Genomic DNA, 23463 nt, shown 5'->3' on the forward strand with positions numbered 1-23463 from the left:
TCAGGCGAATTATCGCCATGACCTGGAGGAACGGCAGATGGAGATCATACCCGCTGGATCGCGACCCTCGGCTCGGCCCCCGGCCGCGTATTTTACCGGGGTCGTCAGGCAGGATCCCGTCATCGAGGCGGCCGAGCCGGCGCGCGTGCGTGCCGTCAACGTGACGTTCGAGCCAGGGGCGCGCACCGCGTGGCATACGCACCCGCTCGGGCAGACGCTGGTGGTCACATCCGGCCGCGGCCTTGCACAGGTCTGGGGCGGGCCGATGCGCGAGATAAGGGCAGGAGACGTGGTCTGGTTTCCTCCGGGCGAAAAGCACTGGCATGGTGCCGCGCCCGATACAGCCATGTCTCACCTCGCCATTCAGGAGGCGCTCGACGGCAAGGCTGTCGATTGGCTCGAGCATGTCGATGACGCGCAGTATCACGGCGCCTAGCCGGTTCAGTTGCGATTCGATGTCGGCGGAGATGGTCTGACGAATCGTCCGCGCGGTCGCCCGCAGCCCGCTACGTCAGCAAGGAGCTTTACGCATGAGATCAGGCTCTGCGGTCGCATGCTCGTCGATGCGCGCCGCTTGTGCGGCGGGCACGGCTGCGGGAGCAACCGGAGAGGCAAGATAGAGAGCGGCGGTCGTCCCCGCATAGAAAGCGGCGACACCCAAGAATTCTGAATATTTCGATGTAACATACTGGGAAGAAATGGTGGGCGATGACGGACTCGAACCGCCGACATCCTCGGTGTAAACGAGGCGCTCTACCAACTGAGCTAATCGCCCTTCAGCGTCCGGACCAGATGTGTCCGCCGCGTCGGTGGCCGTGATCTAGGCGTAACCGAAAAAAACCGCAAGAGCATTTCCGTCGTTTTTTCGATTTTTTTTGTTCGAGGCGACAGAAGCACAGGAGTTGTCGGGTTTTCGCGTTGTGGAAAAAGCGGCGAGCTGAGGCTGTGGAAAACGACTGCTGGTCTCGCGGCAATCTTCGCACGAATCCGTCGATCGGTGCCGATACGATTCTCTCACCTGGGCCGATGCTGACACATCAATCAAGCATATGACGCCAAGACCGGCAACGCACCACCATCGGAAGGCTTCTCAGCGGCGGCGGGATCCTTGATTGCTGCGTGAGCATTGTTCCGCGCAACGCACCGAGCTGCAAATCCGATCGGGGCTGCCTCAATGGTCCCCATCAACGAGACTTGGCGTAATATCTGCGCATCGGCTTGCTGCACGCCGGAACGTCTCGCCGTACAAGGGCAAGTGAGCTTGCAGTGACAGGGGAGGGAGAAGTTCGCATTGAGGTTGCCTGTGGATCAAATTTGGCTCTGTCACGGTTTTGTCTCCAAACACGCTTGACACCCAAATGCGAACCGCTTAGTTAGCCGCTCATCGAACGGGCAAGCCCGCTTCGGTGCCGGGGCGGAAACGCTCCAGCCACTTCAAGATGATGCGGGTGTAGCTCAGTCGGTTAGAGTGCCGGCCTGTCACGCCGGAGGTCGCGGGTTCGAGCCCCGTCACTCGCGCCATTCTTGACATGGTTAGACTAGAGGCATTCTCAGGAAGCGCCGATGGTGGTAATACTGACCCCTTGGGTCATATGCGCGGGTGTAGCTCAGTCGGTTAGAGTGCCGGCCTGTCACGCCGGAGGTCGCGGGTTCGAGCCCCGTCACTCGCGCCATTTACCACTTTATTTCCTCCGATATAATCCGATATAACATGAGTGCGAAAAGCCTCTTTTGCGGTGCGGCAATCTGTCCTTCAGCTGCCGTTTTTACCGTAAAGTCTGGCTATCCCTGCAAATCAGCGCTTTGCCGCGGCACGTCGTCCAATCCTGTGTCGTGAACCGGTTTAAATGCCCCTCAAAGGCTTGCGCGCAAGCGCGGGCTGCGCTAACCACTCTGGCGTTGCAACATATTTTTCGGCCTGTGAGATTTGTTGATTGGCGCTCTCCCATGCGCCCTCCCGCAGGCAGGGACGGATAACAATGACTGAACTTCTCGGTTCCTATGTTCCGATCGCGATTTTCATTGGAATCGCACTTGTGATCGGCGTGGCACTTTTGATTGCCCCCTTCGCCGTTGCGTTCAAGGCGCCTGATTCGGAAAAGCTGTCGGCCTACGAGTGCGGTTTCAATGCGTTCGACGATGCGCGCATGAAGTTCGACATTCGTTTCTACCTTGTGTCGATCCTCTTCATCATCTTCGACCTGGAAGTCGCTTTCCTCTTCCCATGGGCCGTTTCGTTCCACCAGTTGGGCTGGTTCGGATTCTGGTCGATGATGGTCTTCCTCGGCGTGCTGACGATCGGCTTTATCTATGAATGGAAGAAGGGAGCGCTGGAATGGAACTAGCATCCGGCACCACGCTCGTTGCGCCCAAGCCGAAGGGGATCATCGATCCCTCGACCGGCAAGCCGATCGGCAGCAATGATGCATTCTTCGGCGAGATCAACAACGAGCTCGCCGACAAGGGTTTTCTGGTTACCTCGACCGATGAGCTCATCACCTGGGCGCGCACCGGCTCGCTGATGTGGATGACCTTCGGCCTGGCTTGCTGCGCCGTCGAGATGATGCAGATGTCGATGCCGCGTTATGACGCCGAGCGCTTCGGCTTTGCGCCGCGTGCTTCGCCGCGCCAGTCCGACGTGATGATCGTCGCCGGCACGCTGACCAACAAGATGGCGCCCGCACTCCGCAAGGTCTACGACCAGATGCCGGAGCCGCGTTACGTGATCTCGATGGGTTCGTGCGCCAATGGCGGCGGCTACTATCACTATTCCTATTCCGTCGTGCGTGGCTGCGACCGTGTCGTGCCCGTTGATATCTATGTGCCAGGCTGTCCTCCCACGGCAGAAGCGCTGCTTTACGGCGTGCTTTTGCTGCAGAAGAAGATCCGCCGGACCGGCACGATCGAACGCTAAGGGTAGGGGGTTCTGAACATGAGTGAAGCCCTGAACGAGCTTGCCTCCTATCTGCGCGAGACGCGCAGCCAGCTGATTTCGGACGCTGCGATCAACTACGGCGAACTGACGCTGACGACGACCGCTGCAAACCTGATCGAGCTGTTGACGTTCCTGCGCGACGACGTGCAGTGCGCCTTTATCAACTTCGTCGATGTCTGCGGTGTCGACTGGCCGCAGCGCGAGCAGCGTTTCGACGTTGTCTATCACCTCCTGTCGCCGCGCCAGAACCTGCGTGTGCGCATCAAGGTTGCCACCGGCGACGGCGAGCCCGTGCCGTCGGCCACCGGCGTCTTTCCAGGCGCCGACTGGTTCGAGCGTGAAGCCTACGACATGTACGGCATTCTGTTTACCGGGCACCCGGACCTGCGTCGCATCCTGACGGACTACGGTTTCGAAGGGCATCCGCTGCGCAAGGACTTTCCGGTTACCGGGTTTGTCGAGGTTCGTTATGATGACGAAGCCAAGCGCGTCGTCTATGAGCCCGTCGAACTGAAGCAGGAATTCCGGAACTTCGATTTTCTCTCACCGTGGGAAGGGACCGAATATGTCCTGCCCGGCGACGAGAAGGCGAAAGCACGGTGAGACTAAGGCGGCCCGCGGCAGCCCTTTTGGGGCGCCGTCCGGCCTGGAGCAATCGGCATGACCGAACATAACGTCCGTAATTTCAACATCAACTTTGGTCCGCAGCATCCGGCGGCGCACGGCGTTCTGCGTCTGGTGCTCGAGCTTGATGGCGAAATCGTCGAGCGCGTCGACCCGCATATCGGCCTGCTGCACCGCGGCACCGAGAAGCTGATCGAGACCAAGACCTATCTGCAGGCTGTCCCTTACTTCGATCGGCTCGACTACGTCGCGCCGATGAACCAGGAGCACGCTTTTGCGCTTGCCGTGGAAAAGCTGACCGGAACCGAAGTTCCGATCCGCGGGCAGCTGATCCGCGTTCTCTACTCGGAAATCGGCCGCATCCTGTCGCATCTTCTGAACGTGACCACGCAGGCCATGGACGTCGGCGCGCTGACGCCGCCGCTGTGGGGCTTCGAAGAGCGCGAGAAGCTGATGGTGTTCTATGAGCGTGCCTGCGGCGCGCGCATGCACTCGGCTTATTTCCGGCCCGGCGGTGTCCACCAGGACCTGCCGCACGAGCTGGTCGAAGACATCGGCAAGTGGATCGATCCCTTCCTGAAGACCGTCGACGATATCGACGAGCTCCTGACTGGCAACCGCATCTTCAAGCAGCGCAACGTCGATATCGGCGTGGTCAAGCTGGATGACGCCTGGGCCTGGGGTTTCTCCGGCGTGATGGTTCGTGGTTCGGGTGCTGCCTGGGACCTGCGCCGCTCGCAGCCCTACGAGTGCTATTCGGACATGGAATTCGACATTCCGATCGGCAAGAACGGCGACTGCTTCGATCGTTATCTCATCCGCATGATCGAAATGCGCGAGTCGGCCAAGATCATGCGCCAGTGCGTCAACCGCCTGCTCGGCGACGCCAAGGTCGGCCCGGTCTCGTCGATGGACGGCAAGATCGTTCCGCCGAAGCGCGGCGAGATGAAGCGCTCGATGGAAGCGCTGATCCACCACTTCAAGCTTTACACCGAAGGCTACCACGTGCCGGCGGGCGACGTTTATGCCGCCGTTGAAGCGCCCAAGGGCGAATTCGGCGTCTATCTCGTCTCCGATGGCAGCAACAAGCCCTATCGTTGCAAGATCCGTGCCCCGGGCTATGCGCATCTGCAGGCGATGGACTTCCTCTGTCGCGGACACCAGCTTGCCGACGTTTCGGCCGTGCTGGGCTCCCTCGATATCGTGTTCGGTGAGGTGGATCGCTGATGCGTTTCGCGCCCCTTGCAATGGCTGGACTTCTTTTGGCTGCACCGGCGGCATCCGCTCAGGATTCCGCGAGCACCGAAGCATCCGCCGGCATGCGCGGGGGATCGATGGCCGATCTCGTGGCTAAGGGCTACGAGATCAAGGCAGCCGTGGCCAATGGCACGCGCTACATCGTATTTTTACAAAAAGACCAGTCGGCCTATGCCTGCGAGTTCGTTTCGGTGACGAAGTCGCGGTGTGGATCGATTAACTGATAAGGTGTCGTGAAGAATGTCTGTTCGTCGACTAGCCGAAGACAATGTCCAGCCGGCCGCTTTCGCGTTCAATCGCGAAAATGCCGCCTGGGCACAAATGACAATCCAGAAGTATCCGAAAGGCCGCGAGCAGTCCGCGGTCATTCCGCTGTTGATGCGGGCGCAGGAGCAGGACGGCTGGGTAACGAAGGCCGCGATCGAATCGATCGCCGACATGCTTGGCATGGCCTATATCCGCGTGCTCGAAGTCGCGACCTTCTATACCCAATTCCAGCTGAAGCCGGTCGGAACGCGGGCTCACGTCCAGGTCTGCGGCACGACGCCGTGCATGCTGCGCGGCGCTGAAGACCTGATCCGCGTCTGCAAGAGCAAGATCGCTCACGATCCCTTCACCCTCAACGAGAGCGGCACGCTGTCGTGGGAAGAAGTGGAATGTCAGGGCGCCTGCGTGAACGCGCCGATGGTCATGATCTTCAAGGATACCTATGAAGACCTGACGCCCGAGCAACTCGAGCAGATCATCGACCGCTTCGATGCAGGCAAGGGCGCCGACGTTGCCCCCGGTCCGCAGATCGACCGCATCTTCTCGGCACCGGAAGGTGGCCCGACGACGCTCGCGACCCCGGATGCACCGGTGAAGAAGGCGCCGGCGGCCGCAAAGAAGGCTGGCGACGCGCCTGCCGTCAGCGTTCCGCCGTCGAACGCCGCGCGCGTCAAGACAGATGCCATCGAAACCAACGCCGCCGTGAAGACGCCGGTAACGGCGAAGTCGGCCGCGGCCGCAAATGCCAAGGTTGAAGGCGACACGGCCGACAAGTCGAAGCCCGCCAAGGCGCCCGAGATCTCCGGCAAGCCGTCGCTCGAAGACAAGAACCGTCCGGCCGGCATGTCCAGGCCCGGTTCCGTCGACGACCTCAAGCTGATCTCGGGTGTTGGCCCGAAGATCGAAGGCACGCTGCACGAACTCGGTATCTTCACCTTCGCGCAGGTCGCGTCGTGGAAGAAGGTCGAGCGTGAATGGGTCGACAGCTATCTCAATTTCAAGGGCCGGATCGAACGTGACGATTGGGTCAAGCAGGCCAAGGCGCTCGCCAAGGGTGGCGAAGCCGAATACATCAAAGTTTTCGGCAAGAAGCCGCGGTAAAGAGGTGAACCATGCTCAGAGATGAAGATCGCATCTTTACCAACATTTACGGCCTCAAGGACAAGTCCCTCAAGGGCGCGATGAGCCGCGGCCATTGGGATGGCACCAAGCAGCTGCTCGAAAAGGGTCGTGACTGGATCGTCAACGAAGTGAAGGCCTCGGGCCTTCGCGGCCGTGGCGGCGCGGGCTTCCCGACGGGCCTGAAGTGGTCCTTCATGCCGAAGGAAAGCGACGGCCGCCCGCACTATCTCGTCGTCAACGCCGACGAGTCCGAGCCCGGCACCTGCAAGGACCGTGACATCATGCGTCACGATCCGCACACGCTGATCGAAGGCTGCGTCATCGCCTCCTTCGCCATGGGTGCGCATGTCGCCTATATCTACGTGCGCGGCGAGTTCGTGCGCGAGCGCGAGGCGCTGCAGGCAGCCATAGACGAGTGCTACGACTACGGACTGCTCGGCAAGAACAACAAGCTCGGCTACGACATCGACATCTACGTGCACCATGGTGCCGGCGCCTATATCTGTGGCGAAGAGACGGCCCTGCTCGAAAGCCTTGAAGGCAAGAAGGGCCAGCCGCGCCTGAAGCCGCCGTTCCCGGCCAATATGGGTCTCTACGGCTGCCCGACGACCGTTAACAACGTCGAGTCGATCGCGGTTACCCCGACCATCCTGCGCCGCGGCGCTGGCTGGTACACGAGCTTTGGCCGCCCGAACAACCACGGCACCAAGCTCTATTCGATTTCCGGCCACGTCAATCGCCCGTGCACGGTCGAAGACGCCATGTCTATTCCGTTCCACGAGCTGATCGAAAAGCATTGTGGCGGCATTCGCGGCGGCTGGGACAATCTGCTTGCGGTCATCCCTGGTGGCTCGTCCGTTCCTTGCGTGCCCGGCGCGCAGATGAAGGACGCGATCATGGATTTCGACGGGCTGCGCGAGGTCGGTTCCAGCCTTGGAACCGCCGCGGTCATCGTCATGGACAGGTCGACCGACATCATCAAGGCGATCTGGCGTCTCTCGGCCTTCTACAAGCATGAGAGCTGCGGCCAGTGCACGCCGTGCCGCGAAGGCACGGGCTGGATGATGCGCGTGATGGAACGCATGGTTCAGGGGCGCGCCCAGAAGCGCGAAATCGACATGCTGTTCGATGTGACCAAGCAGGTGGAAGGCCACACGATCTGCGCGCTTGGCGACGCAGCCGCCTGGCCGATCCAGGGGCTGATCAAGCATTTCCGTCCCGAAATGGAAATGCGCATCGACGAATACACGCGCAACGCCTCGTCGCACGGCGCGGTGCTGCAAGCAGCGGAGTAACGGGTCATGGCCGGCGCACGCAAGGATGGACAGGTGAGGGGAGAGGCCGCAGACGGCATTTCGTTCGCACGTCCGCTTGGCGGCGAGCCGGCCGATCCGTTTGGCATGGGCGAATGGCTGAAGGCCATGCCGCAGGTTCCGCTGCATCCGCTGATGGCGCACCCTGCAGGGGCCGTGGCGGCTGCAACGGCGCTCGGTTTCGGTCTGTCGAGCCACATCGCCGGCGTCATGCTCGGTGCGATGCAGGGTGCCGTCGAAGTTTTGCAGAAGGGTTCGGCTCTGGCCGGCCAGATGGCCGGCGTGCCCGACGTCGCTCCGGTCCAGACGGATGCAGGGCCGCAGGAGGCCGGGAAGCCGGCCGCGGCAAGGAAAAGTCCGGCATCCGGGCCGAAGGCTGAGAAGATATCGGCAGAGCCTGCAAGGGCGAAGGCTGCTTCCAGGCAGAAGGCCCGTGCCGCCGATGACCTCAAGCGGATTTCGGGCGTCGGCCCGAAACTCGAGCAGGTGCTGAACGCAAAGGGCATTCGCCGGTTTGCCGATATCGCAGCCTGGAGCGACGCCGACGTCGCCCGCTTCGACGACGAACTGGGTTTTGGCGGGCGCATTCTGCGCGACGACTGGGTAAAGCAGGCAAAGGCGCTGAAAGGCGCAAAGGAATAAGAGGCGGTGACCTCAAGCGGTCACCACCGGCAAGCAGCATGGCTGTGTTGGAATTGTCCGTCGCCTTGAGGGTGGACGGATGGAAGACAGGATTGAGTACGAAGATGGCAAAGCTGAAAGTCGACGGAAAAGAGATCGAGGTCCCGGATCATTTCACGCTGCTTCAGGCGTGCGAAGAGGCCGGCGCCGAGGTTCCGCGCTTCTGTTTCCATGAGCGGCTGTCGGTCGCCGGTAACTGCCGCATGTGTCTGATCGAGGTGAAGGGAGGGCCACCCAAGCCCGCCGCTTCCTGCGCGATGGGCGTGCGTGACCTGCGTCCCGGCCCGAACGGCGAGACGCCGGAAGTCTTCACGACCACGCCGATGGTCAAGAAGGCGCGCGAAGGCGTGATGGAATTCCTGCTGATCAACCATCCGCTCGATTGCCCGATCTGCGACCAGGGCGGCGAATGCGACCTGCAGGACCAGGCGATGGCCTTCGGCATCGACAGTTCGCGCTACCAGGAAAACAAGCGCGCCGTCGAAGACAAGTATATCGGTCCGTTGGTCAAGACGGTGATGAACCGCTGCATCCATTGCACGCGTTGCGTTCGTTTCACCACGGAAGTCGCCGGTATTGCCGAGCTTGGCCTGATCGGCCGCGGCGAAGACGCCGAGATCACCACCTATCTCGAACAGGCGATGACCTCCGAGCTGCAGGGCAACGTCGTTGACCTCTGCCCGGTCGGCGCGCTGACTTCCAAGCCCTTCGCCTTTACGGCGCGTCCGTGGGAGTTGAACAAGACCGAATCCATCGACGTGATGGATGCGCTCGGTTCGGCGATCCGCGTCGACACCCGTGGCCGCGAAGTGATGCGCATCATGCCGCGCGTCAACGAGGACATCAACGAAGAGTGGATCTCCGACAAGAGCCGCTTCATCTGGGACGGCCTGAAGACCCAGCGTATCGACCGTCCTTACGTCAAGAAGGATGGCCGCCTGCAGGCAGCCAGCTGGGGTGAGGCGTTCCAGGCGGTCAAGGCCGCCGTTGCCGCCACCTCCGGCGACAAGATCGGCGCTATCGCCGGTGATCTTGCTTCCGTGGAAGAGATGTTCGCGCTGAAGGCGCTGATGGCTTCGCTCGGCTCGGAAAACGTCGACTGCCGCCAGGATGGCGCCGCTCTCGATCCGTCTCTCGGCCGCGCCAGCTACATCTTCAACCCGACGATCCAGGGCATCGAAAGTGCCGACGCGCTGCTGATCATCGGCTCGAACCCGCGGTTCGAAGCCTCCGTTCTCAACGCTCGCATCCGCAAGCGTTACCGGATGGGCAATTTCCCGATCGGCGTTATCGGCGAGCCGGGCGAACTGCGTTACGAATACGAATACCTCGGCGCGGGCACCGACACGCTTGCCGAACTCGTGTCCGGCAAGGGCAAGTTTGCAGCCACTCTGAAGAAGGCGCAGCGTCCGATGATCATCATCGGCCAGGGTGCCGTCGCAGGGGAGGGCGGTGCAGCCGTTCTCGCCGCAGCCGCCAAGCTTGCCGGTGCAGTCGATGCCGTGACAGCGGAGTGGAACGGTTTTGCCGTTCTGCACACCGCTGCGTCGCGCGTCGGCGGTCTCGACCTCGGCTTCGTTCCGGGCGCGAACGGAAAGACGGCGGCCGAGATGGTCACTGCCTCCGACGTTCTCTTCCTGCTCGGCGCTGACGAGATCGATCTGGCTGGCCGCAAGTCGGGCTTCACGGTCTATATCGGTTCGCATGGCGACAATGGCGCGCATGCTGCCGACGTCATCCTGCCGGCTGCCACCTACACCGAAAAGTCCGGCACCTGGGTCAACACCGAAGGTCGCGTGCAGATCGGCAACCGCGCCGGCTTCGCACCGGGCGACGCCCGTGAAGACTGGGCGATCATCCGTGCGCTTTCCGACGTTCTTGGCAAGAAGCTGCCCTTTGATTCGCTTGGTGAATTGCGCTCGAAGCTCTATGCCGCGCACCCGCATTTCGCCGATGTCGACGCAATTGCGGTCGGCAGTGGCGACGAAATTGCCGCACTTGCTCAAAAAGCCGGTGAGATGGGCAAATCCGTGTTTGCGTCTCCGGTGAAAGACTTCTATTTGACGAACCCGATAGCGCGCGCATCCGCCGTCATGGCCGAATGCTCGGCATTGGCACGCAACAACTTCAAAGCTGCGGCGGAATGAGCGCGAGGGAATAGAGTATCATGGACGCTTTCATTTCGACCTATGTCTGGCCCGCGATCATCATGGTCGCCCAGTCGCTGCTGCTGCTGGTCGCGCTGCTGCTTTTCATCGCCTACGTTCTTCTGGCTGACCGCAAGATCTGGGCTGCTGTCCAGCTTCGCCGTGGTCCGAATGTGGTGGGCCCCTGGGGTCTTTTCCAGTCCTTCGCCGACCTTTTGAAGTTTGTCTTCAAGGAACCGGTGATTCCGGCTGGCGCCAACAAGGCAATCTTCCTGCTGGCACCGCTCGTCTCCGTGACGCTGGCGCTGGCAGCCTGGGCGGTCATCCCGCTCAACGCCGGCTGGGTGATCGCGAACATCAACGTCGGCATCCTCTTCGTGTTCGCCATATCTTCTCTCGAAGTTTATGGCATCATCATGGGCGGCTGGGCGTCGAACTCGAAATATCCCTTCCTCGGCGCGCTTCGTTCCGCAGCACAGATGGTCTCCTACGAAGTCTCGATCGGCTTCGTCATCGTCACCGTTCTGCTCTGCGTCGGCTCGCTGAACCTGACGGATATCGTCAATGCGCAGTCGAACGGCATAGGCACCAACCTCGGTCTGCCGGCATCGTTCCTTGACTGGCACTGGCTGGCGCTGTTCCCGATGTTCGTGGTGTTCTTCATCTCGGCGCTGGCTGAAACGAACCGTCCGCCCTTCGATCTGCCGGAAGCGGAATCCGAACTCGTCGCCGGCTTCATGGTCGAATACGGCTCCACGCCCTACATGATGTTCATGCTCGGCGAGTATGCCGCGATCTGCCTGATGTGCGCCCTGACGACCATTCTCTTCCTCGGCGGCTGGCTGCCTCCGGTCGACGTCTGGTTCCTCAACTGGGTCCCGGGCATCATCTGGTTCGTTCTCAAGTCATCCTTCGTGTTCTTCATGTTCGCGATGGTGAAGGCTTTCGTTCCGCGCTACCGCTACGACCAGCTGATGCGTCTCGGCTGGAAGGTCTTCCTGCCCATCTCTCTCGCAATGGTCGTGATCACTGCGTTCGTTCTCAAGCTGACGGGAGCCGCATGATGCTGGCTTTCGCTCGGTTGCATACCGCTGGCCGCTTTGAGGCCAGCAAGTCTGGAGGTAAATGATGGCCGGTCTTTCGCACGCCGTCAGCTCGCTGTTCCTCAAGGAATTCGTCGGCGCGTTCTTTCTGTCGATGCGCTACTTCTTCAAGCCGAAGGCGACGTTGAACTATCCCTTCGAAAAGGGCCCGGTCAGCCCGCGCTTCCGCGGAGAACATGCCCTGCGTCGTTATCCCAACGGCGAAGAGCGCTGCATCGCCTGCAAGCTTTGCGAGGCGATCTGTCCTGCCCAGGCGATCACCATCGAGGCCGGCCCGCGCCGCAACGACGGCACCCGCCGCACGGTGCGCTACGACATCGACATGGTGAAGTGCATCTATTGCGGTTTCTGCCAGGAAGCCTGTCCGGTCGATGCCATCGTCGAGGGTCCGAACTTCGAATTCGCCACCGAGACGCGTGAAGAGCTGTACTACGACAAGGACAAGCTCCTCGCCAATGGCGACCGTTGGGAACGGGAAATCGCACGCAACATCGCAATGGACTCGCCTTATCGCTGAGCCTCTGCGTGGTGCCGCCCCCAAAAGGCGGCACATGTGAAACAGTTTGGGGCAAAGGCCGGACAAGCGTCCGGCTTTGCCAGTGGAGTGGGGCTGCGAGAGCTTCACGCCGTGCAAGACGAAAAAGGCACCGATCATGGGTCTGCAGGTTCTTTTTTTCTATCTCTTTGCCTTCATCGCGGTGGCATCGGCATTCATGGTCATTGCGGCCAGGAACCCCGTTTATTCGGTGCTGTTCCTGATCCTGACCTTCTTCAATTCGGCGGGCCTGTTCCTGCTGGCCGGCGCCGAGTTCCTGGCGATGATCCTGCTCGTCGTCTATGTCGGCGCGGTCGCGGTTCTGTTCCTCTTCGTCGTCATGATGCTCGACATCGACTTCGCGGAGCTGAGGGCCGGCGTGCTTGAATATGCCCCGGTCGGTGCGCTGATCGGCCTGATCCTTGCCGCCGAGCTGATCATCGTCGTCGGCGGCGCGAGCTTCTCGCCGGAGATTGCCAAGGGCATTTCGATGCCGATCCCGGCGATTGCCGATCGCACGAACACGGCCGCCCTCGGCGACGTGCTCTACACCCACTATGTCTACTTCTTCCAGATCGCGGGCCTCGTGCTGCTGGTCGCCATGATCGGCGCCATCGTGCTCACGCTGCGCCACCGCACGAACATCAAGCGCCAGAGCATTCCGCAGCAGGTTGCCCGCACGCCCGAGACCGCCGTCGAGGTGGTCACGGTCAAGCCCGGGCAGGGCATTTAATTCGGACGCGAGGTCGAGGAACAAAAAAATGGAAATCGGAATTTCCCACTATCTCACCGTCAGCGCCATCCTGTTCACGCTTGGTGTCTTCGGCATCTTCCTGAACCGGAAGAACGTCATCGTCATCCTGATGTCGGTCGAACTGATCCTGCTTGCGGTCAACATCAACATGGTCGCTTTCTCGTCGTTCCTGAACGACATCACCGGCCAGGTGTTCGCCCTGTTCATTCTGACCGTCGCGGCCGCGGAAGCCGCCATCGGTCTTGCAATTCTCGTCGTCTTCTATCGCAACCGCGGCTCGATCGCTGTTGAAGACGTCAACATGATGAAGGGCTGATTGGGCTATGGATACCATCATCAAGGCTATCGTTTTCCTGCCTTTGATCGGCTTTCTGGTCGCTGGCCTCTTCGGCAATTCGATCGGCGCCAAGGCTTCCGAATTCGTCACCAGCGGACTGATGATCATCACCGCCGGATTGTCGTGGTTTGTCTTCTTCCATGTCGCGCTCGGCGAGCCGGAACTGATCAAGGTCTCGGTGCTGCGCTGGATCCAGTCCGGCAGCTTCGACGTCGACTGGGCATTCCGCGTGGATACGCTGACGTCGGTCATGTTCGTTGTCGTCAATACCGTGTCGACGCTCGTGCATGTCTATTCGATCGGCTACATGCACCACGATCCGCATCGCCCGCGCTTCTTTGCATACCTGTCGCTGTTCACCTTCGCGATGTTGATGCTGATCACGTCGGACAACCTCATTCAGATGTTCTTCGGCTGGGAAGGCGTGGGTGTCGCATCCTACCTGCTCATCGGCTTCTGGTATAAGAAGCCTTCGGCGAACGCCGCGGCGATGAAGGCCTTCATCGTCAACCGCGTCGGCGACTTCGGTTTCGCCCTCGGTATCTTCCTTGTCTTCGTGCTGTTCGGCTCGGTCAATTTCGAGACGATCTTCGCTGCTGCCCAGACCTACCTGCCGGCCGAAGGTGCCGCAGCCGGGGAGGCGGTCATCACGCTGTTCGGCATGCATCTCGACAAGGCCGATGCGATTACCGCTGCCTGCCTGTTGCTCTTCGTCGGCGCCATGGGCAAGTCGGCCCAGTTCCTGCTGCACACCTGGCTGCCGGATGCGATGGAAGGCCCGACCCCGGTTTCGGCCCTCATTCACGCTGCAACCATGGTCACCGCCGGTGTCTTCCTCGTCGCCCGCATGTCGCCGCTGTTCGAACTGTCGCCGGATGCACTGACCGTCGTCACGCTGATCGGTGCGATCACAGCGTTCTTTGCCGCGACCGTCGGTCTCGTCCAGAATGACATCAAGCGCGTCATCGCCTATTCGACCTGCTCGCAGCTCGGTTACATGTTCGTGGCGCTCGGCGTCGGCGCCTATGGCGCGGCGATCTTCCACCTGTTCACGCACGCCTTCTTCAAGGCACTGTTGTTCTTGGGTGCAGGCTCCGTCATTCACGCCGTCGATGGCGAACAGGACATGCGCTACATGGGTGGCCTTCGGAAGCACATTCCGGTCACCTATTGGATGATGTTTATCGGCACCATCGCACTGACCGGCGTCGGCATCCCCGGCACCATCATCGGCACGGCCGGCTTCTTCTCCAAGGACGCGATCATCGAATCGGCGTTCGCGGCTCACAATGCGGTTTCCGGATTCGCGTTCTCGATGCTCGTCATCGCGGCGCTGTTCACCAGCTTCTATTCCTGGCGTCTGACCTTCATGACCTTCCACGGCAAGCCGCGCGCTTCCTCGGATGTCATGCATCACGTCCATGAATCGCCCCAGGTCATGCTGGTGCCGCTCTACATCCTGGCCGTCGGCGCCCTCGTGGCCGGCGTCCTGTTCCACGACTACTTCTTCGGTCACCACTATGCCGAATTCTGGCAGGGTGCGTTGTTCACCTCGGCGGAGAACGAAATCCTCGAGGAGTTCCACCATGTTCCGTTGTGGGTGAAGTGGAGCCCGTTCTGCGCCATGGCGCTCGGCCTCTTCACCGCCTGGTACATGTATATCCGCCGGCCGGATGTGCCGAAGTATCTGGCAGAGCAGCATCGCGGTCTCTACCAGTTCCTGCTCAACAAGTGGTACTTCGACGAACTGTACGATTTCCTGTTCGTGCGCACGGCCAAGCGCCTTGGCGTCTTCCTGTGGAAGGAAGGCGACGGCCGGGTCATCGACGGCCTCGGTCCGAATGGGATTGCGGCACGCGTGCTTGATGTCACCGATCGTGTTGTCCGGCTGCAGACCGGTTACCTCTATCACTACGCGTTTGCCATGCTCATCGGCATCGCAGCGCTCGTTACATGGATGATGCTCGGGAGTTCCTTCTGATGACCGATTGGCCCGTACTTTCCGCGGTCACCTTCATGCCGCTCGTCGGCGTTCTGCTTCTCTTGCTGACAAGAGAAGACAGCGCCTACGGCCGCCGCAACATCCTGAACGTATCGCTGCTGACGACGCTCTTCACCTTCGCCGTCTCGGTTTATGTCTGGTACCAGTTCGACGCCTCGAACCCGGGCTTCCAGATGACCGAGAAGCATGAATGGCTCGGCACCGGGATCTCCTACCATCTCGGCGTCGATGGTATCTCCGTGCTCTTCGTCGTTCTCTCCGCCTTCCTGATGCCGTTCTGCGTGCTCGCAAGCTGGTTTTCGGTCGAAAAGCGGCTGAAGGAATACATGATCGCGTTCCTGATTCTGGAAACGTTCATGATCGGCGTGTTCGTCTCGCTCGACATCGTGCTGTTCTACGTGTTCTTCGAAGCCGGCCTCATTCCGATGTTCATCATCATCGGTGTGTGGGGCGGCAAGGACCGCGTCTATGCCAGCTACAAGTTCTTCCTCTACACGCTGCTCGGCTCGGTGCTGATGCTGCTCGCCATCATGGCGATGTACTGGCAGGCCGGCACGACCGACATCACCGAACTGCTTGCCTATAACTTCCCGCGGGAAATGCAGACGTGGTTATGGCTCGCCTTCTTCGCGTCCTTCGCGGTGAAGATGCCGATGTGGCCGGTGCACACCTGGCTTCCCGACGCGCACGTTCAGGCGCCGACGGCGGGCTCGGTCATTCTGGCCGGCATCCTCTTGAAGCTCGGCGGCTACGGCTTCCTGCGCTTCTCGCTGCCGATGTTCCCGCTTGCATCCGACTATTTCCAGCCGTTCGTCTTCACGCTGTCGGTCATCGCCATCGTCTACACCTCGCTGGTGGCGCTGATGCAGAGCGACATCAAGAAGCTGATCGCCTATTCGTCGGTCGCGCACATGGGCTATGTCACCATGGGCATCTTCGCGGCCAACACCCAGGGCGTCCAGGGTGCGATCTTCCAGATGCTGTCGCACGGCATCGTCTCCGGCGCGCTCTTCCTTTGCGTCGGCGTCGTCTATGACCGTCTGCACACCCGCGAGATCTCGGCCTATGGTGGCCTCGTCAACAACATGCCGAAATATGCCGTCGCCTTCATGGTCTTCACCATGGCGAACGTCGGTCTTCCGGGCACATCAGGCTTCGTCGGCGAAGTTCTGACCCTCGTCGGTGCCTTCCGCGCCAACACCTGGGTCGCGCTCTTTGCAACGTCCGGCGTGGTGCTGTCGGCCGCCTACGCGCTCTGGCTCTATCGCCGTGTCGTGTTCGGCGCGCTGGAGAAGGAAAGCCTGAAGGCGCTGCTCGATCTTTCGGGCCGTGAGAAGGCGATCCTCTATCCGCTGGTGATCCTGACGATCTTCTTCGGTGTCTATCCGGCGCCGATCTTCGATGCGACTGCAGCCTCCGTGGATCTGCTCGTCAACAACTACTCCGCAGCCCTGCAGGCAGCGCAAAACGTTGCGCTTTCGGTGCAATGACCACAGGACGTGATTGGACATGACTGCTGAAACCCTCCTCGCCAGCCTGCAGCTCTCGATCCCCGAGTTGATCCTCGCCGTCGGTGCGATGGCGCTCCTGATGATCGGCGTGTTTTCCGGTGAAAAGTCGACGTCGACCGTCACCGGACTTGCGGTTGCCCTTCTCATCATCGCCGGTCTCTGGCTTGTCCTGAAGACCGGCGAGGGCGAAGCCTATAACGGCGCCTTCCTGTCCGATCCCTTCGCCAAGTTCATGAAGGTGCTGGCGCTGATCGGATCGATCACCGCCATGGTGATGACGGTCGGACACGCCCGTTCGTCGCAGATCGATCGTTTCGAGTTCCCGGTACTCCTGGTTCTCGCAACTCTCGGCATGCTCTTGATGATCTCGGCCAACGACCTGATGTCGCTGTACCTGTCGCTGGAACTGCAGTCGCTGGCGCTCTATGTCGTCGCTGCGATCAACCGCGACAGCATCCGCTCGACGGAAGCCGGCCTGAAGTATTTCGTCCTCGGCGCACTGTCTTCGGGCATGCTGCTCTACGGCATGTCGCTGGTTTACGGCTTTACAGGCCACACTGGCTTCGATGAGATTGCCGCTGCTCTGACTGCAACCGGCACTCCTTCGCTCGGCCTGATCTTCGGTCTGGTCTTCGTCCTGGCCGGCCTCGCGTTCAAGATCTCCGCCGTTCCCTTCCACATGTGGACGCCTGACGTCTATGAAGGTGCGCCGACACCGGTGACGGCGTTCTTCGCCGCTGCTCCGAAGGTTGCCGCCATGGCCATCTTCGTTCGCATCGTCATCAACGCCTTCGAGCCTGTCGTCGTGCAGTGGCAGCAGATCGTCGTCTTCATCTCGATCGCTTCGATGCTGCTCGGCGCATTCGCTGCAATCGGCCAGAAGAACATCAAGCGCCTGATGGCCTATTCCTCGATCGGCCACATGGGTTATGCACTCGTCGGTCTTGCTGCCGGGTCGATGGCGGGCGTTCGCGGCGTTCTGCTCTACATGCTCATCTACATGGTCATGACGCTCGGCACCTTTGCCTGCATCCTTGCCATGCGCCGCAAGGACGGCGAGAACGTCGAAAGTGTTGACGATCTCGCTGGTCTCTCGCAGACCAACCCCTTCATGGCCACGGTGCTGACCGTCCTGATGTTCTCGCTCGCCGGCATCCCGCCGATGGCAGGCTTCTTCGGGAAGTACTTCGTGTTCATGGCGGCGATCGAAGCGCATCTCTATGCGCTCGCCATCATCGGCGTGCTCGCTTCTGTTGTCGGTGCCTACTACTACCTGCGTGTCATCAAGGTGATGTGGTTCGACGACGCCAAGGGCGAATTCGCCCGCACGGCTGGCGAGCTTCGCCTGGTCTTCGGTCTCTCCGGTCTGTTCGTGCTTGGATACGTCCTGATTGGCGGTCCGCTCGGCGAAGCCGCTGAAGCTGCGGCTCGGACGTTCTTTTGATCGGCCTTGAAGGCGGCGGCCGGGTTTCGCTCGACGATTTCCGGCACGTCGCTCTCAATGAAGTCGGTTCCACCAACAGCGAATGCCTGTTGCGGGCGCGTGCGGGAGACGGGGGAAACCTCTGGATCACCGCCGCCCGCCAGACAGGTGGACGCGGCCGACGCGGCCGGGCCTGGTTTTCAGAGCCCGGCAATCTCTATGCATCGCTGCTCCTGATCGAGCCGGCGCCGATCGAGCTGTTGCATTCGCTACCGCTCGCGGTGGCGGTCGCGGTCCACAAAGCGATCCGCCAAGTGATGCCGCCTGCCGGTGCCCCGGTCGAAATCAAATGGCCGAACGATATTCTCATAGACGGCAAGAAGACCTGCGGCATCCTGCTTGAAGGCGAAAGCCTTGCGGATGGCCGTCGTGCGCTCGTTATCGGTTGCGGCATCAACATTGCCGTCACACCGGATGAAGCGCTCTACCCGGTGACGTCGCTTCGCAACGAAGGCGCGTCGGTATCGCCGGACGAACTGTTTGCCCACCTGTTTCTGACTATGGCCGAGACGCTTTCCGTTTGGGACCGGGGCCGGGGTGTGGCAAACATCATAGACCAATGGCGGGCGGCAGCGCGCGGCATCGGCGAGACCATTACGGTGAACCTGCCGGACCGGTCGCTTTCCGGCCGCTTTGCCGGTATTGATCAGGACGGCCGGCTGATGCTCGATACGGGCTCGAACACGATGCAGACGATCGCCGCCGGCGACGTATTTTTCGGATAATCAAAACAAGGGCGCATCAAAACATGGCGCAAGAAGAAGAACTGGTGTTCTTGCCGCTCGGCGGCGTCGGTGAAATCGGGATGAACCTCGGCCTCTACGGCTATGGCAGACCCGGTAACCGACAGTGGATAATGGTCGATTGCGGCGTCACCTTTCCGGGGCCGGAGCTTCCGGGCGTGGACCTGGTGCTGGCCGATATCAGCTTCCTGGCGGAAGAGCGGCGCAATCTCAAGGGCATCATCATCACCCATGCCCACGAGGATCACTATGGTGGCCTCAACGACCTCTGGCCGGGGCTGAACGTGCCGGTCTATGCCTCGCCGTTCACGGCAGGCATGCTGGAAGCAAAGCGCGATTTCGAGAAGAGCCGCGGCGAAATCCCGATCACGATCTTCAAGCAGGGCGACCGCATCAATGTCGGTCCATTCGAGATCGAGGCGGTCGGCGTCAACCATTCGATCCCCGAGCCGATGTCGCTGATCATTCGGACGCCGCTTGGAGCAGTTGTGCACACCGGCGACTGGAAGGTCGACCTTCAGCCGTCGCTCGGGCCGCTGACCGACGAGCAGCGCTTCCGCAAGATCGGCGACGAAGGCGTACTGGCACTGGTCTGCGATTCGACCAATGCGCTGCGTGATGGCGTTTCGCCGTCCGAGCAGGAAGTGTCCGCGAGCCTGACGGAGATCATTTCGAGGGCTGAAGGGCGCGTCGCGATCACCACCTTTTCCTCGAACGTCGGGCGTATCCGCTCGATCGCGGAAGCGGCCGACGAGGCCGGCAGGGAAGTTCTGCTTCTCGGCAGCTCGATGAAGCGCGTCGTGGCCGTTGCCCGTGATCTCGGCCTGATGGAAGGCATCAAGCCGTTTCTCGCCGAAGACGAGTTCGGCTACGTCCCGCGCGACAAGGTCGTTGTGATCCTGACCGGCAGCCAGGGCGAGCCGCGTGCGGCTCTCGCCAAGATCGCCCGCGACGAGATGCGCAATGTCGCCTTCTCCGCCGGTGATACGGTCGTTTTTTCGTCGCGCACCATTCCCGGCAACGAGAAGGCGATCAACGACATCAAGAACGGCCTGATCGAGCAGGGCATTCATATCATCACCGACAATGAAGCTCTTGTTCATGTGTCCGGCCACCCGCGCCGCAGCGAGTTGCAGCAGATGTACCAATGGGTCCGTCCGCAGATCCTCGTGCCGGTGCATGGCGAAGCCGCACATCTGACCGCGCACGGCGAACTTGGCCGGCAGTCAGGTATCGCCAGCGTTCCGCGCCTGCGCAACGGCGAGATGCTGCGATTGGCACCGGGTCCTGCTGAGGTCATCGATACCGTGCAGCATGGCCGCATCTATAAGGACGGTTCGCTGATCGGCGATTTTGAGGAGATGGGCATCGGCGAGCGTCGCAAGCTTTCCTTTGCCGGACATGTCTCCGTCAACGTCGTGCTCGACAATCGTTACGATTTCCTCGGCGATCCCGATCTCGTTGCGGTCGGCCTGCCGGAGTTCGACGACGAGGGCGAGGACATGGAAGACACGCTCTACGACGCGGTGCTTGGTGCAGTCGAAAGCATTCCGCGCGCCAAGCGCAAGGATCTGGCCATGCTGCAGGAGGCGGTGCGTCGCGCGGTGCGCAGCACGGTCAACCAGATCTGGGGCAAGAAGCCCGTGGTCACGGTGTTCGTCACCAAAGTCTGATTTTCTCGGAGCCCCCGCCGTCGTAGACGTGCGGGGGTCTCTTTTTGCAGGTTGGAGGATCGTGATGCTTGGACGGGTCAACCACGTGGCAATCGCCGTGCCGGATCTGGCATCCGCCACGGCAAGCTACCGCGCGACGCTCGGCGCGACGGTAACGGAGCCACAGGCCCTGCCGGAACATGGCGTGACCGTCGTCTTCGTCACGTTGGCCAACACCAAGGTCGAGTTGCTCGAGCCGCTCGGCGAGACTTCGCCGATCGCGGCGTTTCTCGCCAAGAACCCCTCCGGCGGCATGCATCACATCTGCTACGAGGTCGAGGATATCCTTGCCGCCCGCGATGCTCTCAAGGCGTCCGGCGCGCGCGTCCTCGGCGACGGAGAACCGAAAATCGGCGCCCATGGCAAGCCGGTGCTGTTTCTGCACCCGAAGGATTTTCAGGGCACTTTGATTGAGCTTGAACAGGTGTGACAGTTGATCGCGTGGCGCGGATTTGTGTGATCGCGCCCTTGGCGTTATAAGCACTGCGAGAATGTCGAGAGGATCGTTTCCCTCTGCAGGAAATGATCTTCATCAGGAGCCGGAAATGCCGATTTTTTCCACCTTTGCCATCTACTTCATTATCTGGTGGCTGACGCTGTTTGCCGTGCTGCCGCTCGGCGTGCGCACACAGGCGGAAGAGAACGAAGTCGTGCCCGGCACCGTCGAAAGTGCTCCAGCGCGGTTCCGCGCCAAGCGCGTCCTGCTTTTGACGACAGCGATTGCCGCTGTCATTCAACTCGCCTGGTACATCGTATCGGTGCGGCTCGGCTACGGCATCGACAGCATCCCGCGCTTTTACCCGAAGTTCTACTGAGGCATCTGCCGAGGGGGGCCAGACGTGCTCGGCAGCGGTCGGGATCGAGCGCCGGTGTTCGAGTGCCAACAATCCCCAGTTAAACATCCGCGAATTTTCAGCTGAAAGTCTCGCCGAAGGGCTTCGGACAGCCCTCGGAGTGAAACCCGGGCATTCCTACGATTGACCGCCTCTAAATTGACATATTTCAAGAACGCATGACTGCTTCGTCATTGGCTTGCTTGCTGAAAGGCAAAAAAAAACAAGGCTAAAAGCCTTGTTTTTCAAGTATCGCGTGATCTTTAATCCGTTTCCGGCGGCAGCGGCGAAGCGCGCCTAAGATCTTATCCTCCCAAGACTTGACCGCGAAAGTCGGCAAGAATTTAGACTTCATGCCTGTTTTGTGAGCCGAAATTAGCCCAAACATTGGGCGATGTCACCCTGTTTTTTTGCATTTTTGCTACAGTTGGATAAAATTTCTCCGTTGACAAGCATCGTCGTAATCCTGTTACTAGCGTGCTCTTTTGACGCAGCTTTCGCTTGCTGTCGCTTCCTCCGATCTCTCCATTTGGGTCTGCGCTGTTCTTGCCTCAGGCAGGGTTTTCATCGGGGCGCGAAGCGGCTATGAACGCAGGGCTCGGAAAGGTTCCTGCCGATTTGTCGGCGACGGAAATTTGAGAGCCGACCCCAAGAAGCAATGGTCGCCTTTGCCTGTTTTCGGTGAGACCGGCGTGCCTGCGCTCAACGTCATTTCGCCCGAATCCGTCGATAGTGCGACGTTCATCAAGTTCTGGAACCCGTCATGCGCCTGTCCCGCTTTTTCATGCCCATCTTGAAGGAAAATCCGAAGGAAGCGGAAATCGTTTCCCACCGTCTTATGCTCCGGACGGGCATGATCCGGCAGCAGTCTTCGGGCATTTATACCTGGCTGCCACTCGGAAAGCGGGTTCTCGACAAGGTCAATGCGATCGTTCGTGAAGAGCAGAACCGCACAGGCGCAAACGAGCTGCTGATGCCGACGTTGCAGTCGGCCGAGCTCTGGCAGGAAAGCGGCCGCTACGATGCATACGGCAAGGAAATGCTGCGCATCAAGGACCGGCAGGACCGGCCGATGCTCTACGGTCCGACTAATGAGGAGATGATCACCGACGTCTTCCGTTCCTACGTGAAGTCCTATCGTGATCTGCCGCTCAACCTCTACCATATCCAGCTGAAGTTCCGCGACGAGATCCGTCCGCGCTTCGGCACCATGCGCTCGCGCGAGTTCCTGATGAAGGACGCCTATTCCTTCGACCTCGATCGCGAAGGCGCAGAACACGCCTATAACAAGATGTTCGCCGCCTATCTGCGGACCTTCTCGCGCATGGGACTGCGCGCCATTCCGATGCGCGCCGACACCGGTCCGATCGGTGGCAATCTCAGCCACGAATTCATCATTCTCGCCGAAACCGGAGAGTCCGAAGTGTTCTGCCACAAGGACTTCCTCGGCTTCGACATTCCCGGAGAAGATACCAATTTCGACGATGTCGCCGGCCTGAAGACTATCTTCGACAAGTGGACCTCGCGTTACGCCGCCACCTCTGAAATGCACGACGAGGCTGCTTTCAACGAAGTCGCCGAAGGCGACCGCGTTTCGGCGCGCGGCATCGAGGTCGGCCACATCTTCTATTTCGGCACCAAGTACTCCGACGCGATGGGTGCAAAGGTTCTGGGACCCGACGGCAAGGAGCACGCGGTCCACATGGGATCCTACGGCATCGGCCCGACACGGCTGGTTCCGGCGATCATCGAGGCTTCGCATGACGACAACGGCATCATCTGGCCGAAGTCGATCTCGCCGTTCGATGGCGTGATCATCAACATGAAAGCGGGCGATGCCGCTTGCGACGCAGCCTCCGAGACGCTCTATTCGAAGCTCGGCGCCGCCGGATTCGATGCGCTGCTCGACGACACCGACGACCGCGCCGGCGCAAAGTTCGCGTCCGCCGATCTGATCGGCGTGCCGGTCCAGATCATCGTCGGACCGCGTTCGATCGCCAACGGCGAAGTCGAGCTCAAGGATCGCAAGACCGGTGAGCGTGAAACCATGACTGTCGAGGCGGCCCTCAACAAGCTGATCGCGACGAAGTAAGTGAGGCAAGGG

The 23463-nt window shown here is 60.7% G+C and carries 22 protein-coding genes and 3 tRNA genes; 24 read left to right on the top strand and 1 reads right to left on the bottom strand.

Translation table 11 applies throughout. The features are described from left to right. Positions 1 to 37 precede the first annotated feature (37 nt). Entirely contained in the window at positions 38 to 436 is a 399-nt protein-coding gene (locus tag RTP54_RS06425; RefSeq protein ID WP_112809916.1) for a cupin domain-containing protein, read from the top strand. A gap of 263 nt (positions 437 to 699) precedes the next feature. Here the strand turns inward: RTP54_RS06425 and RTP54_RS06430 are convergent. Beyond that, positions 700 to 775, bottom strand: a tRNA-Val gene (locus RTP54_RS06430). Positions 776 to 1444: 669 nt separating this feature from the next. Here RTP54_RS06430 and RTP54_RS06435 point away from each other — a divergent pair. The 23 genes from RTP54_RS06435 (at position 1445) to proS (ending at position 23451) form a co-directional block, all read left to right on the top strand. Then, positions 1445 to 1521 (top strand) — tRNA-Asp (locus tag RTP54_RS06435). A 75-nt stretch (positions 1522 to 1596) separates the two neighbouring features. After that, positions 1597 to 1673, top strand: a tRNA-Asp gene (locus RTP54_RS06440). A 306-nt stretch (positions 1674 to 1979) separates the two neighbouring features. Further along, positions 1980 to 2345, top strand: coding sequence for an NADH-quinone oxidoreductase subunit A (locus tag RTP54_RS06445; protein ID WP_112809915.1), 366 nt, complete (start codon positions 1980 to 1982; stop codon positions 2343 to 2345). Further along, positions 2336 to 2914: a NuoB/complex I 20 kDa subunit family protein gene (locus RTP54_RS06450; RefSeq protein ID WP_077498495.1), complete on the top strand. Its 579-nt coding sequence runs from the start codon at positions 2336 to 2338 to the stop codon at positions 2912 to 2914. The genes RTP54_RS06445 and RTP54_RS06450 overlap by 10 nt, the downstream gene beginning before the upstream one ends. Positions 2915 to 2932: 18 nt before the next feature. Beyond that, on the top strand, positions 2933 to 3538 hold the full coding sequence (locus RTP54_RS06455; RefSeq protein WP_112809914.1) for an NADH-quinone oxidoreductase subunit C: 606 nt from the start codon (positions 2933 to 2935) through the stop codon (positions 3536 to 3538). A gap of 57 nt (positions 3539 to 3595) precedes the next feature. Beyond that, positions 3596 to 4786, top strand: a complete 1191-nt coding sequence (locus RTP54_RS06460; RefSeq protein WP_112809913.1) for an NADH-quinone oxidoreductase subunit D — start codon at positions 3596 to 3598, stop codon at positions 4784 to 4786. Continuing rightward, positions 4786 to 5040 (top strand): hypothetical protein, encoded by a 255-nt coding sequence (locus RTP54_RS06465; protein WP_112809912.1) that lies wholly within the window; start codon positions 4786 to 4788, stop codon positions 5038 to 5040. The genes RTP54_RS06460 and RTP54_RS06465 overlap by 1 nt, the downstream gene beginning before the upstream one ends. Positions 5041 to 5056: 16 nt before the next feature. Beyond that, a complete protein-coding gene (locus RTP54_RS06470) occupies positions 5057 to 6184 on the top strand; it encodes an NADH-quinone oxidoreductase subunit E (RefSeq protein WP_312361622.1) in 1128 nt (375 codons plus the stop codon). Between the two features lie 11 nt (positions 6185 to 6195). Further along, a complete protein-coding gene (nuoF, locus tag RTP54_RS06475) occupies positions 6196 to 7500 on the top strand; it encodes an NADH-quinone oxidoreductase subunit NuoF (RefSeq protein WP_112809910.1) in 1305 nt (434 codons plus the stop codon). Positions 7501 to 7506: 6 nt separating this feature from the next. Next, positions 7507 to 8160 carry an NADH:ubiquinone oxidoreductase gene (locus RTP54_RS06480; RefSeq protein ID WP_312361625.1) on the top strand — a complete coding sequence of 218 codons (654 nt, stop codon included), beginning with the start codon at positions 7507 to 7509 and terminating at the stop codon, positions 8158 to 8160. A 104-nt stretch (positions 8161 to 8264) separates the two neighbouring features. Beyond that, positions 8265 to 10346, top strand: a complete 2082-nt coding sequence (nuoG, locus tag RTP54_RS06485) for an NADH-quinone oxidoreductase subunit NuoG (protein WP_312363197.1) — start codon at positions 8265 to 8267, stop codon at positions 10344 to 10346. 20 nt (positions 10347 to 10366) lie between these two features. Then, positions 10367 to 11410: an NADH-quinone oxidoreductase subunit NuoH gene (nuoH, locus tag RTP54_RS06490; RefSeq protein ID WP_112809907.1), complete on the top strand. Its 1044-nt coding sequence runs from the start codon at positions 10367 to 10369 to the stop codon at positions 11408 to 11410. Positions 11411 to 11474: 64 nt separating this feature from the next. Beyond that, complete coding sequence (nuoI, locus tag RTP54_RS06495) at positions 11475 to 11966, top strand: NADH-quinone oxidoreductase subunit NuoI (protein WP_112809906.1); 492 nt, start codon at positions 11475 to 11477, stop codon at positions 11964 to 11966. A gap of 136 nt (positions 11967 to 12102) precedes the next feature. Then, positions 12103 to 12717 (top strand): NADH-quinone oxidoreductase subunit J, encoded by a 615-nt coding sequence (locus tag RTP54_RS06500; RefSeq protein ID WP_112809905.1) that lies wholly within the window; start codon positions 12103 to 12105, stop codon positions 12715 to 12717. Between the two features lie 28 nt (positions 12718 to 12745). Next, positions 12746 to 13054, top strand: coding sequence for an NADH-quinone oxidoreductase subunit NuoK (gene nuoK, locus RTP54_RS06505; protein ID WP_025426592.1), 309 nt, complete (start codon positions 12746 to 12748; stop codon positions 13052 to 13054). Between the two features lie 7 nt (positions 13055 to 13061). Beyond that, a complete protein-coding gene (nuoL, locus tag RTP54_RS06510) occupies positions 13062 to 15056 on the top strand; it encodes an NADH-quinone oxidoreductase subunit L (protein WP_112809904.1) in 1995 nt (664 codons plus the stop codon). Next, positions 15056 to 16567: an NADH-quinone oxidoreductase subunit M gene (locus tag RTP54_RS06515; protein WP_112810078.1), complete on the top strand. Its 1512-nt coding sequence runs from the start codon at positions 15056 to 15058 to the stop codon at positions 16565 to 16567. Before nuoL ends, RTP54_RS06515 begins: the two co-directional genes overlap by 1 nt. A gap of 19 nt (positions 16568 to 16586) precedes the next feature. After that, positions 16587 to 18032, top strand: a complete 1446-nt coding sequence (nuoN, locus tag RTP54_RS06520; protein ID WP_112809903.1) for an NADH-quinone oxidoreductase subunit NuoN — start codon at positions 16587 to 16589, stop codon at positions 18030 to 18032. Beyond that, a complete protein-coding gene (locus RTP54_RS06525) occupies positions 18032 to 18796 on the top strand; it encodes a biotin--[acetyl-CoA-carboxylase] ligase (protein WP_162704520.1) in 765 nt (254 codons plus the stop codon). The genes nuoN and RTP54_RS06525 overlap by 1 nt, the downstream gene beginning before the upstream one ends. Before the next feature lie 23 nt (positions 18797 to 18819). Then, positions 18820 to 20487, top strand: coding sequence for a ribonuclease J (locus RTP54_RS06530; protein WP_312361630.1), 1668 nt, complete (start codon positions 18820 to 18822; stop codon positions 20485 to 20487). Between the two features lie 64 nt (positions 20488 to 20551). Then, the gene (gene mce / locus RTP54_RS06535) at positions 20552 to 20956 is read left to right on the top strand and encodes a methylmalonyl-CoA epimerase (RefSeq protein ID WP_312361632.1); all 405 of its coding nucleotides are present in this window, start codon (positions 20552 to 20554) and stop codon (positions 20954 to 20956) included. Positions 20957 to 21071: 115 nt separating this feature from the next. After that, positions 21072 to 21341 carry a DUF1467 family protein gene (locus tag RTP54_RS06540; protein WP_112809899.1) on the top strand — a complete coding sequence of 90 codons (270 nt, stop codon included), beginning with the start codon at positions 21072 to 21074 and terminating at the stop codon, positions 21339 to 21341. A gap of 781 nt (positions 21342 to 22122) precedes the next feature. Continuing rightward, a complete protein-coding gene (gene proS, locus RTP54_RS06545; protein ID WP_112809898.1) occupies positions 22123 to 23451 on the top strand; it encodes a proline--tRNA ligase in 1329 nt (442 codons plus the stop codon). Positions 23452 to 23463: the final 12 nt, after the last annotated feature.

The organism is Ensifer sp. (genome assembly GCF_031989085.1).
GTDB lineage: Bacteria > Pseudomonadota > Alphaproteobacteria > Rhizobiales > Rhizobiaceae > Ensifer.

Coding starts and splice junctions, on each gene's coding strand:
- RTP54_RS06425 (WP_112809916.1), top strand. CDS start 38: ATGGAGATCATACCCGCTGGATCGCGACCCTCGGCTCGGCCCCCGGCC.
- RTP54_RS06445 (WP_112809915.1), top strand. CDS start 1,980: ATGACTGAACTTCTCGGTTCCTATGTTCCGATCGCGATTTTCATTGGA.
- RTP54_RS06450 (WP_077498495.1), top strand. CDS start 2,336: ATGGAACTAGCATCCGGCACCACGCTCGTTGCGCCCAAGCCGAAGGGG.
- RTP54_RS06455 (WP_112809914.1), top strand. CDS start 2,933: ATGAGTGAAGCCCTGAACGAGCTTGCCTCCTATCTGCGCGAGACGCGC.
- RTP54_RS06460 (WP_112809913.1), top strand. CDS start 3,596: ATGACCGAACATAACGTCCGTAATTTCAACATCAACTTTGGTCCGCAG.
- RTP54_RS06465 (WP_112809912.1), top strand. CDS start 4,786: ATGCGTTTCGCGCCCCTTGCAATGGCTGGACTTCTTTTGGCTGCACCG.
- RTP54_RS06470 (WP_312361622.1), top strand. CDS start 5,057: ATGTCTGTTCGTCGACTAGCCGAAGACAATGTCCAGCCGGCCGCTTTC.
- nuoF (WP_112809910.1), top strand. CDS start 6,196: ATGCTCAGAGATGAAGATCGCATCTTTACCAACATTTACGGCCTCAAG.
- RTP54_RS06480 (WP_312361625.1), top strand. CDS start 7,507: ATGGCCGGCGCACGCAAGGATGGACAGGTGAGGGGAGAGGCCGCAGAC.
- nuoG (WP_312363197.1), top strand. CDS start 8,265: ATGGCAAAGCTGAAAGTCGACGGAAAAGAGATCGAGGTCCCGGATCAT.
- nuoH (WP_112809907.1), top strand. CDS start 10,367: ATGGACGCTTTCATTTCGACCTATGTCTGGCCCGCGATCATCATGGTC.
- nuoI (WP_112809906.1), top strand. CDS start 11,475: ATGGCCGGTCTTTCGCACGCCGTCAGCTCGCTGTTCCTCAAGGAATTC.
- RTP54_RS06500 (WP_112809905.1), top strand. CDS start 12,103: ATGGGTCTGCAGGTTCTTTTTTTCTATCTCTTTGCCTTCATCGCGGTG.
- nuoK (WP_025426592.1), top strand. CDS start 12,746: ATGGAAATCGGAATTTCCCACTATCTCACCGTCAGCGCCATCCTGTTC.
- nuoL (WP_112809904.1), top strand. CDS start 13,062: ATGGATACCATCATCAAGGCTATCGTTTTCCTGCCTTTGATCGGCTTT.
- RTP54_RS06515 (WP_112810078.1), top strand. CDS start 15,056: ATGACCGATTGGCCCGTACTTTCCGCGGTCACCTTCATGCCGCTCGTC.
- nuoN (WP_112809903.1), top strand. CDS start 16,587: ATGACTGCTGAAACCCTCCTCGCCAGCCTGCAGCTCTCGATCCCCGAG.
- RTP54_RS06530 (WP_312361630.1), top strand. CDS start 18,820: ATGGCGCAAGAAGAAGAACTGGTGTTCTTGCCGCTCGGCGGCGTCGGT.
- mce (WP_312361632.1), top strand. CDS start 20,552: ATGCTTGGACGGGTCAACCACGTGGCAATCGCCGTGCCGGATCTGGCA.
- RTP54_RS06540 (WP_112809899.1), top strand. CDS start 21,072: ATGCCGATTTTTTCCACCTTTGCCATCTACTTCATTATCTGGTGGCTG.
- proS (WP_112809898.1), top strand. CDS start 22,123: ATGCGCCTGTCCCGCTTTTTCATGCCCATCTTGAAGGAAAATCCGAAG.